This window comes from Hymenobacter ruber (genome assembly GCF_054783255.1).
Genome location: NZ_BAAGQX010000003.1, coordinates 835,244 through 845,426, shown reverse-complemented (window position 1 = coordinate 845,426; position 10,183 = coordinate 835,244). Strand labels below are relative to the sequence as shown.

Sequence of the window (10,183 nt, the reverse complement as noted above, 5' to 3'; positions counted from 1 at the left end):
GGCTGATATTCAGCCTGTTTTTCTTCTTTTCGTTTCCCCTTCTTGCGATTGGGAGTGCAAAGGTAACTCGTTTTTCTTAGCTTACAAGTAAACAGGGAAATTTATTTCCCCCTTTTTACTTGGCTTGCGGCGAGCAGCACTCGGTTAGTGCGATTCGGGGTGCAAAGGTAAGAAAAATTTTCGATTTCCAAACTTATTTTGCAACTTTCGCTGCATTCATAAAGGTGGGTTTCGAAGCCGTGAATCCGGTTGATTCTGGCGGGGTGCAAAGGTACGAGGCTTTTTTTAAGGACCAAGACCGGCTGGAAATTTCTTTTTGGCTAGCCTCAGTGCCCGCCTCCGTTCGATTTGGGAGTGCAAAAGTACGGGTTATTTTTGAACTGGCAAGGAGAGAAGGGGGAATAATTGAAGATTGACTGAATTAGCAAGCCCGCGTTGAGGGGATATGGGGCCTTCTCATATGCAAATAGGCCTGCCAGCAGACTAACAGTACACTTTTTTGAAATAGGTCCATTGGTGGGTAAGCAGACAAGCAATGCCGTTTTACCATCTGCGCTAACTTAAATCGGATAAACGCCGGTAGATATATCTAATTGAATCGGCTAGAATACGGGTCTCACGAGACGTGAGCCGGGTTGAAAAGCCACTTCATTAATTCCGGTGGGAGCGTGCTGCAATTCGCTATCACTCCCACTGAATATTGTTTGCTGCACAACAGACCTAATCAGAATTGCTAGCGATTGGGTGGCAGGCATTGATTGGACAGTACCGCCGACCGCTGTGTTGACTATTATAGTTGCAGGCACCAGTAGCGGGGTCAACCATTGTATAACCGCGCCAATTAAACAGATGGTGATACTCTATAGCTTTTCTACCGAGCCGTAGCCTAGATGAGCCTACTATTGCATTATGGATGTGTCAGGCCAGTCAGACTCATTAGATAAGCTACTGTGGTTATTGATACTTCTAAGTTGCGCAGAAAAGTGGTAAGGAGCCTGCGCTACTGAATAGGCGAAAACACGCGCACTAAATTGGACAGCAAGCCCGTCACCATTATTAATATAGGTAGTGGCCGCTTAGCTAGCCAGTGTGGTGGAAGAATACTGAGCATGCTTGAAGCCAATACGATTGACATCAGGACCGGGGTAATGCCTCTGCTAATAGTAATGATGTATCGCTAACGATGGCGCCGTTAGTAGCAGTAGAGGTACAGATGCTATTGCGGCCTTTATGTTGGACCGGCATTAATGGGCTGGATAGGCAACTGTCAGATCTGCCACGAACTTATAATACGCGTTATTGACCGCCCCTATGTGGTTACTGCGGGTAATGGTAACCAATGACGTTTGGGGACCTACTATAGTATCGACGGTGGTTGCGGCTCGGATTGTGGTTCACCGTTGGGCGGAAGCGACTGGGAAGGCAATGTCGTAAACGCCCGTGATGAATATTGAGCAGCTAGCAACAGAGATGGTGGTCTTCACCTCTCATTTCTTCCGTTGGCTTTGACAGAACCCTTGATGCGTGCGGTGGGGAAGTGCCTTTTAGCTATATCAGTTGAGGGAATCTGGCTTGGCTGCAGTGGCAGTAAGCACTTTGCATCCCATTACTCAAAGCGGGCGAATTCGTTTTTTGCAACTATTGCCGCCGAAATTCTACCTAGAAAAGCAAAAAGGCCCTCTGCAAAATGCAGAGGGCCTTTTATGTGGCAACAGTTGGAATCGAACCAACGACACCAGCATTTTCAGTGCTGTGCTCTACCAACTGAGCTATGTTGCCGTCTCCCCGCAGCACCTTTAGGTTGCTTAGGGGACCGCAAAGGTACGAAAGCAATGCAACGACGCAAGAACCCTAGCAAAAAAAGTATGAAAAGCGGGTAGTTTTTAAAAAGTAGTAGGCATGCCGAGTATATTGCAGCCCCAAACGTTTCCACCTGCTTACCTTTACTGCATGTTGCAATCCATCCTCTTTTTACTGCTCCTAGTAGCGGCTTTTGGCTTTTTCACGTGGCAGGTCCGGAAAATCCGGGCCAATATCCTGGTCGGGCGCGAGCGCGACATGAGTGACAATGCGGCCGAGCGATTTCAGAAAACCCTGCTGGTGGCTTTTGGACAGCAGAAAATGTTCAAGCGCATGACGCCAGCGCTGTTGCACCTGGTAGTGTACGTGGGTTTTCTGGTTATCAATATTGAGGTAATTGAGATTGTGGTAGATGGGCTGTTTGGCAACATCTTCGGCTTTCATCGGGCGTTGAAGTTCCTGGGGCCGGTGTATGATGTGCTGATGGCAACCAATGAAATCCTGGCTGCGCTGGTGATTGTGGCAGTGGCCGCGTTCTGGTGGCGCCGCAATAGCAACCCGCCGCTCAAGCGCTTCACGGGGCCAGAGCTGCGGCTGTGGCCGAAGATGGATGCCAATATCATCCTTTATATAGAGGTGGCGCTGATGGTGGCCCTGTTCTTTATGAACACGGCCGACTTAAAACTGCACCAAATGGAAGGCCAGGACCTTCCCGGCACTTTCCCCATTAGCAACCTGCTGGTAGGCCTGCTACCCGGCAACGAGGGCACGCTGCACGTATTGGAGCGCCTGGGCTGGTGGATTCACATCACGGGCATCCTGTTGTTTCTCAACTATCTGCCTAGCTCGAAGCACTTCCACATCATCATGGCGTTTCCGAACGTGTGGTACTCACGCCTAGTGCCACAGGGGCAGTTCTCGAACGTGGAAAGCATCACCAACGAGGTGAAGGCCATGATGGACCCCAGCTTCGTGGTCCCCCCCGCTCCTACCGCGCCCGATGGCTCGGCGCTGGCTCCTACGCCGTTTGGGGCGAAGGATGTGGACGACCTGCCCTGGACCAACCTGCTGAACGCCTACTCCTGCACCGAGTGCGGCCGCTGCACCTCGGTGTGCCCCGCCAACCTGACGGGCAAGCTGCTCTCACCGCGCAAAATCATCATGGACACGCGCGACCGGATGGAGGAGAAGTATAATTCTCCGCTCATCTTCCGTCCCAATGTGTACGGTGAGGAAGCCAAGCACGAGCCCATCACGGATATGATGGAGGCTACGCTGCTGCGCGGCAAGGTGACGCCGGAGGAACTGTGGGCCTGCACTACCTGCAACGCCTGCGTGGAAAGCTGCCCGGTGAACATCAACCCGCTGGAAAGCATCATCGAGATGCGCCGCTTTCTGGTGCTGGAAGAGTCGGCCGCGCCAAACTCGCTGAACGTGATGTTCTCGAACATTGAGAACAACGGCGCGCCGTGGGCTTTCTCGCCGTCGGACCGGTTCAACTGGGCCGATGACTTGTTTGCGGCGGAGAAGCCGGCAGCGACGGTAGCTTAACAATCGCCTGTCATGCTGACGAAGGAAGTATCTTATCACCGCGATTTTCATCAGTTTTACTAATTCACCGCGGCGTGGACGTGATAAGGTCCTTCGCTCCGCTCAGGATGACAACCGTGTCGTCTCCCACCTCTTTTATGTCCCCCACGTCCCCAGAAGCTCCCGCTAAAAAGCAAATCAACGTTCCCGTCATGGCCGATTTGGCGGCCCGCAACGAGTCGCCCGAAATCCTGTTCTGGGTGGGCTGCGCCGGTGCGTTCGATGACCGGTACAAGCGCGTGACCCGCGCCTTTGTGCGCATCCTCGACCATGTGGGCACCAAATACGCCGTGCTGGGCCTGGAAGAAAGCTGCACCGGCGACCCTGCCAAGCGCGCCGGCAACGAGTTTCTGTTTCAGATGCAGGCCATGCAGAACATCACGACCCTGAACGGCTACGGCATCAAGAAAATCGTGACGGCCTGCCCGCATTGCTTCAACACGATTAAAAACGAATACCCGGCGCTGGGCGGTGACTATGAAGTTATTCACCACAGCACGTACCTGCAGCAGCTTATTAATGAGGGCAAAGTAGGCGTGACCGGGGGCGAGAGCTTCAAGGGCCGCCGTATTACTTTCCACGACAGCTGTTACCTGGGCCGGGCCAACAACATCTACGAAGCGCCGCGCGAGGTGCTGGCCGCCCTCGATGCCGACCTGGTGGAGATGAAGCGCAGCCGCGCCAACGGCCTGTGCTGCGGCGCGGGCGGCGCGCAGATGTGGAAAGAAGCCGAACCGGGCAAAAAGGAAATCAACATCGAGCGCACCGAGGAAGCGCTAGCCACGTTGGCCGGTAAGGCCGAAGCGCTGGCCAACCTGGGCGGTGTGGAGACCGAAACCAGTGCCCCCGGGGCCCACGATTTGCAAGGCAGCATCATCGCCGTATCGTGCCCGTTCTGCATGACGATGATGAGCGACGGTGTAAAAAACAAGGAGCAGGAAAGCAAAGTGCAGGTGTTCGACCTAGCCGAGCTGGTGGCTTCGGCTGAGGGCATCAATGCCTAGATTTTAAGGGTGTGAATACATTTCTGGGGGTAAGCGGAGACAAGAAAAAATGCTTGGCTTCGTTTACCCCCATACCTTTGGAGGAATGGGCTGCCCGTTTTTGAGGAGTTGCCCAGCCGTACTCACTGCCTTAAACTGCTCCCTATGTACGTTGCCTTCGACCAGTTGCCGCCCGAGGCCCGGGTATGGATTTACCAGGCCAGCCGCCCGCTCAGCGGGCCGGAGATAGTGGGCGTGATGCCTAGCTTGGCCCGCTTTGCCGAAGAATGGACCAGCCACGGCCGCAGCCTGTTGGCCTCTGCCGAGTTTCTGCATCAGCAGTTTTTGGTGATTGGGCTGGATGAGGGCGTGGCCGGCGCAAGCGGTTGTTCTATCGATGCTTCGGTACGCTTTGTGGCCCAGCTTGAGCAACACCTGGACGTGGAGCTGCTGGAAAAATCCCGCCTGGCTTTTTTACAGGCCGGCACGGTGCAGCTACTAAAGCGGGGAGAATTGAAAGCGGCCGTAGCGGCCGGAACAATAGGCCCGGACACATTTTATTTCGATAATACGCTAGCGACTAAGGGTGAATTGGATACCCGCTGGCCCCGTCCAGCCAGTCAAACCTGGCTGGTTCGCTACTTCGGGCAGGAAGAAAAAAACGGACAGCTTACGTGAATCCTGTTTAAACGTAGTATTATTGCTAACCCAAAAATGCCTAATCGGGAATATTCCTGATTCCTCCCTCTTCCCTCCCCACACCACCACCCCACTTCACCTATGAGGAAACTATTATTCGTCTGCACTGCGGCTGGCTCTGTCGCGCTACTGAGCGGCTGTGCCACTACCGGTGGCATGAGCAAGGGCGACAAGCAGTTCGCCCGTGGCCAGTATGAGCTGGCCATTCCCCTGTATAAGGCCGATGTGGCCAAAGGCAAGGGAGCTGCAATCTCCAACTTCCGCATCGGCGAGGCTTACCGCCTCTCGAACCGGATTGAGGAAAGCGAGCCTTTCTACAAAGCCGCACTGGACGGTGGGGTGAAAAACGCCGACGCCGGCTTCCGCTACGCCGAGGCCCTGAAAGCTAACGGCAAGTACGACGAGGCCGCGGCGCAGTTTGCGAGCTACGCCAGCAGCGGCGGCAACCGCGCCCTGGCTGCCCGCGCTGAAACCGAAAGCAAGAACGCCGCCGCCAGCAAGGCCGTGGCGGCTATCAAAAACAAGTACGACGTGATGCCCGTGGACGCGCTGAACTCGGCCGGCTCCGATTTTGGCGGCACAATGATGGCCGGTACCGGCGACTTCGTATTCGCGTCGGGCCGCGAGGGCAAGAAGTACCTCGGCAACGGCGAAAACTTCAACGACCTCTACGCCATCAAATTTGACAACGCGGCAGCCATGACCGGCGGCACGGTGCGCAAGCTCGAAGGCCCCTTCAATACCGAAAACAAGCACGAAGCCAGCGCCACCTACACGCCCGACGGCAAGACGATGGTGTTTGCCCGCTCGAACGACGGCAGCAAAAAAGGCTATCTGAGCGTTGACCTCTGGATTTCGTACCTCAAGGCTGGTGCCTGGAGCGAGCCTGTGCTGGCAAACATCAACGACCGCACGGCTGATGATTTTTCTCCGGCTTTCGCACCGGACGGTACCACGCTGTACTTCGCCTCGGGCCGCAAGGGCGGGCAGGGCGGCAACGACCTGTACAAGGCCACGCTCGGCCCGAACGGCCGCTTCTCGCCGGCTGAGAACCTCGGCGAAACCATCAACACGGCCGGCAACGACAACTTCCCCGGCGTAGCGCCGGACGGTACGCTGTACTTCGCTTCGGACGGACGTCCCGGCTTGGGCAAGCTCGACCTCTTCATGGTGAAGGGCGGCCAGCCCGTGAACCTGGGGGCCGATGTGAACAGCACTGCCGACGACTTTGCCCCGGTGCCGATGGCCGGCGACATGGGCTTGTTCAGCTCGAACCGCGCCGGTGGCAAGGGTTCGGATGACGAGTACATGTTCAAAAAGAAGCCGCTCAAGCTGGTGACCTTCTATGCTGATGGCACCGTGCTGGAGCACGACGACAAAGCCAAAACCACGCTGCCCGTAGCCGGCGCCACCGTAACGGTGACCGGTGCCAACGGCCAGCGCCAGACCGCTACCAGCGGCCCGGACGGCAAATTCAGCCTGAAGCTGGACTCCGTGAGCAGCTACAACCTGCTGGCTGAGCGTGCCGGCGACTTCTCGTCGCGCGCTGCGCTGAGCACTGTGGGCCGCAAGCCCAGCCAGGACCAGCTGCCCAACCTGACCAACGATATTCAGCTGCCGGTGACCCTGACGCTGAACAAAATCATCCTGGCCAAGGCCATTGAAGTCAAAGACATTCTCTACGACTACAACAAGTACGATATCCGGCCGGATGCCGCCATCCGCCTCGATACGCTGGTGCAGACGCTGGTGGACAACCCCAAAATCTCCATTGAGCTGAGCTCGCACACCGACCAGCGCGGCAAGGATGCTTATAACCTGAAGCTTTCGCAGCAGCGTGCCCAGGCCGCCGTTGACTACATCGTGAGCAAAGGCATCGCCAAATCGCGCATCACGGCCAAGGGCTACGGCGAAACCCGCCCCATCGTGCTGAAGCCGACGACGGAAGAAGAGTACCAGCGCAACCGTCGCACCGAGTTCAAAGTGACCCGGATAGCGAAGTAGCCTGAGTATTCTACTTAGATTTCAAAAGCCCCCGCAACTAACGTTGTGGGGGCTTTTTGCTGCCCAAAAACCAAATACGGCCAACGGCAGGCCGGTAGTTTGCGTGGGCGCTGAAACGTGGCACAGGTTTTGGAAATAGCTGAGCAGCGGCCGGATTTCCTGGCCGGTTATTTCTTCTTTACTGCAATGAAAAAGGCTCTACTTCTGGCATTGGCGGGTTTGTTTGCCGCCGTGGCTCCTGCGCTGGCGTATCCGCCCATGCCGGCCAACGTTAATTTTTCGTCGGAGCGTGGGGTGCCGTTTGGGCTGGTGCTGGATGGGCGTCCGCTCACGCGGGGCATGGCCCGGCAGGTGCACGTTGACCAGCTGATGCCCGGCCAGCACTGGGCCGATTTCAGCGTGCCCACGGCGTATGGCGGGGCGCTGCGCTTCCGCAGCCGCGTGTGGCTGGAGCCCGGCCTCGAAACCACGTTTGTGCTGGTGACGCGGCCCGGCCGGCCCGTTTATTTGCAGCAGGTGAATGCTGTGGCGCTGTATGCGCCCGGCTACGGTGGCAATGGCTATTACAACAACGGCGGCGGGCGCTATAACAGCCCTGCCCCCTACAGCCAGGGTGGGGGCTACGGCAACCAGGGCAGCTATGGCAATAACGACCCGTACAATGGCGGCAACGGCGGCTACAACAACGCTCCGGCTCCCAGCGCCGGCCCTGGCTACGGCACTCCCAACGCCCCGAACGGAGGTTACGGCAACAACCAGAACTATCCAAACGGCGGGGGCTACGGCAACAATCCAAACACCCCCAACGGCGGCGGCTACGGCAATACCCCGAATAACCCCAACGGCGGCTATAACAACGGCCCCACGCCCGGCAACTACCCTGGCACAGCCACGAGCAGCTACCGCACCCTGGCCCCGCAAGACGTAGATGCGCTGGTAAAAACCGTGCAGAGCCGCATTACGGAAGCCAGCAAATTGAGCGCTGCAAAGGATGCCCTGGCCCAGCGCAGCCTGCGGGCCGATGAGTTGAGCCGCCTCCTGCGCAGCATCAATTCCGAGGCTTGCCGGATTGATTTGGCTACGTTCGCCTACTCGCACATCAGCGACCCGGAGAATTTTGACCGCGTGTATGATGCTTTTGAGACGGAAAGCGGAGCCAAGGCGGTGGAAGATGCGGTGAACAGCGGCTCGCAGCGCTGAGCTGCAAACCTTTCGCTGCGATGCGGCAATCCCAAAAGCTGGGCTGGTTAGACGAGCTTAAACACAAAAAAGGGCCGCTGTCGTGATGACAGCGGCCCTTTTTTATTCCGGCAAAAACTTAGCGGAGGCGGTCGGCGCTGCGCACCAGTTGTTCGTCGCGGCGGATGAAGCGGTTGGCCAGCAGGTTGAGCAGCAGGGCCAGCGTGGGCAGGTAGAAGGCGATGAGCACCTGGCCTTCGAGCTTGATGTTGAGCAGCTGCTCGCCTTTGGTCTGGAAATAGAACTCGGCCCCGAGGGTGGCGGTGATGAGCAGCAGGTTGATGGAGCCCAGCATGAGTTGCTTGAGGCGGGCGCGGAACTGGAAAATCTCGAAAATGGCCACGGCGGCCGAGGCGGTAGCCAGCGCCCCGATAATCCAGACCGGACCAATGCCGGCCGGCACGGTGAGGCCTTTGGCATCGAAGCCGAAGGCGGTGAGGGTTAATTCCTGGTTGGTGAGGCCGTCGACTTTATGCCACAGGGGCAGCGCCAGCAGGCTTAGCATGGCCAGAGCCAGCAGAAGTAAAAACACGCTTTGGATTCTTTGTATCATCTTTGTTGTAGTGTAGAACAGGTCCGGGCCAGTACCCGGGCCGCAAATTTAATCCCATCCGGCGCTTGCGCCGCCATTATTACCTTACGAATGCCAACTGCTTATATCGTGGATGCCGTGCGCACCCCGATTGGAAAATTTGGGGGTGCGCTCAGCAGCGTACGCCCCGACGACCTTGCCGCCCACGTGCTCCGCGAGCTCATGCGCCGCAACCCATCTGTTGATAAGGCCGCCATTGAGGACGTCATTATCGGTGCCGCCAACCAGGCCGGGGAAGACAACCGCAACGTGGCCCGCATGGCCGCGCTGCTGGCCGGCCTGCCCGTGACCGTGCCCGGCAACACGGTGAACCGCCTCTGCGCCTCGGGCTTGCAGAGCATCATGGACGCGGCCCGCGCCATTAAGTGCGGCGAGGGCGACGTGTACCTGGCCGGCGGGGCCGAGAGCATGACCCGTGCCCCCTTCGTGATGGCCAAGTCGGAATCGGCCTTCGGGCGCGAGCTCACGGCCCACGACACCACGCTGGGCTGGCGCTTCATCAACCCCAAGCTGAGCAAGCTGCACTACCCCTACGCCATGGGCCAGACGGCCGAAAACGTGGCCAAGCAGTACAACGTGACCCGCGAGGAGCAGGACCAGTTTGCCTTCGAGAGCCAGCGCAAGTATGCGCGGGCGCTGGAGAAAGGCCGCTTCCGCAAGGAAATCGTGCCCGTGTTCATCCCCAGTCCCAAGGGCGACACGGCGTTGTTTGACGCCGACGAGCAGCCCCGCTTCTCGCCCCTGGAGAAGCTGGCGACGCTGAAACCCGCCTTCCAGCCCGAGGGCGGGACGGTGACGGCCGGCAACTCGGCGGGCATCAACGACGGCGCGGCGGCCGTGCTCATGGTGAGCGAGGATGCCCTGAAACGCTACAACCTGAAGCCCCTGGCGCGGGTGGTGGCCTCGGCCGTGGCCGGCGTGGACCCCTCAGTGATGGGCCTCGGGCCGATTCCGGCGACGCAGAAGGTGCTGCAACGCGCCGGCCTCACGCTGGCCGATATTGATTTGATTGAGCTCAACGAAGCCTTCGCCGCCCAGAGCATTGCCTGCGTGCGCGAGCTGGGCCTCGACATGGCCAAGGTGAACGTGAACGGCGGCAGCATTGCCATGGGCCACCCGCTGGGCAGCTCGGGGGCACGCATCACCGCCACGCTGCTGCACGAGATGCACCGCCGCGGCGAAGGCATGCGCTACGGCCTGGCCGTGATGTGCGTAGGCGTGGGCCAGGGCGCGGCCGTGATTTACGAGAAGCTGTAGCAAATACCCGTTAGTATAC

General features: G+C 58.1%; 7 protein-coding genes and 1 tRNA gene. 6 read left to right on the top strand and 2 right to left on the bottom strand.

Going from position 1 to position 10,183, the window contains the following annotated elements:
* Positions 1 to 1,706: 1,706 nt before the first annotated feature.
* Positions 1,707 to 1,779, bottom strand: a tRNA-Phe gene (locus tag ACYVM5_RS10520).
* 171 nt (positions 1,780 to 1,950) lie between these two features.
* On the opposite strand from ACYVM5_RS10520, the gene ACYVM5_RS10515 reads away from it, so the two are divergent.
* The 5 genes from ACYVM5_RS10515 (at position 1,951) to ACYVM5_RS10495 (ending at position 8,276) form a co-directional block, all read left to right on the top strand.
* Positions 1,951 to 3,351, top strand: a complete 1,401-nt coding sequence (locus ACYVM5_RS10515; protein WP_460618076.1) for a (Fe-S)-binding protein — start codon at positions 1,951 to 1,953, stop codon at positions 3,349 to 3,351.
* Between the two features lie 191 nt (positions 3,352 to 3,542).
* Positions 3,543 to 4,394: a (Fe-S)-binding protein gene (locus ACYVM5_RS10510; protein WP_198069712.1), complete on the top strand. Its 852-nt coding sequence runs from the start codon at positions 3,543 to 3,545 to the stop codon at positions 4,392 to 4,394.
* A 144-nt stretch (positions 4,395 to 4,538) separates the two neighbouring features.
* Entirely contained in the window at positions 4,539 to 5,051 is a 513-nt protein-coding gene (locus ACYVM5_RS10505) for a hypothetical protein (RefSeq protein WP_460618075.1), read from the top strand.
* A 102-nt stretch (positions 5,052 to 5,153) separates the two neighbouring features.
* A complete protein-coding gene (locus tag ACYVM5_RS10500) occupies positions 5,154 to 7,076 on the top strand; it encodes an OmpA family protein (RefSeq protein WP_460618074.1) in 1,923 nt (640 codons plus the stop codon).
* 186 nt (positions 7,077 to 7,262) lie between these two features.
* Complete coding sequence (locus ACYVM5_RS10495; RefSeq protein ID WP_460618073.1) at positions 7,263 to 8,276, top strand: DUF4476 domain-containing protein; 1,014 nt, start codon at positions 7,263 to 7,265, stop codon at positions 8,274 to 8,276.
* A 118-nt stretch (positions 8,277 to 8,394) separates the two neighbouring features.
* Here ACYVM5_RS10495 and ACYVM5_RS10490 read toward each other — a convergent pair whose 3' ends face one another.
* Positions 8,395 to 8,868: a DUF4293 family protein gene (locus ACYVM5_RS10490; RefSeq protein WP_460618072.1), complete on the bottom strand. Its 474-nt coding sequence runs from the start codon at positions 8,866 to 8,868 to the stop codon at positions 8,395 to 8,397.
* Positions 8,869 to 8,958: 90 nt separating this feature from the next.
* Here ACYVM5_RS10490 and ACYVM5_RS10485 point away from each other — a divergent pair, with 90 nt between their 5' ends.
* The gene (locus tag ACYVM5_RS10485; protein ID WP_460618071.1) at positions 8,959 to 10,164 is read left to right on the top strand and encodes a thiolase family protein; all 1,206 of its coding nucleotides are present in this window, start codon (positions 8,959 to 8,961) and stop codon (positions 10,162 to 10,164) included.
* The last annotated feature ends 19 nt before the right edge of the window (positions 10,165 to 10,183 follow it).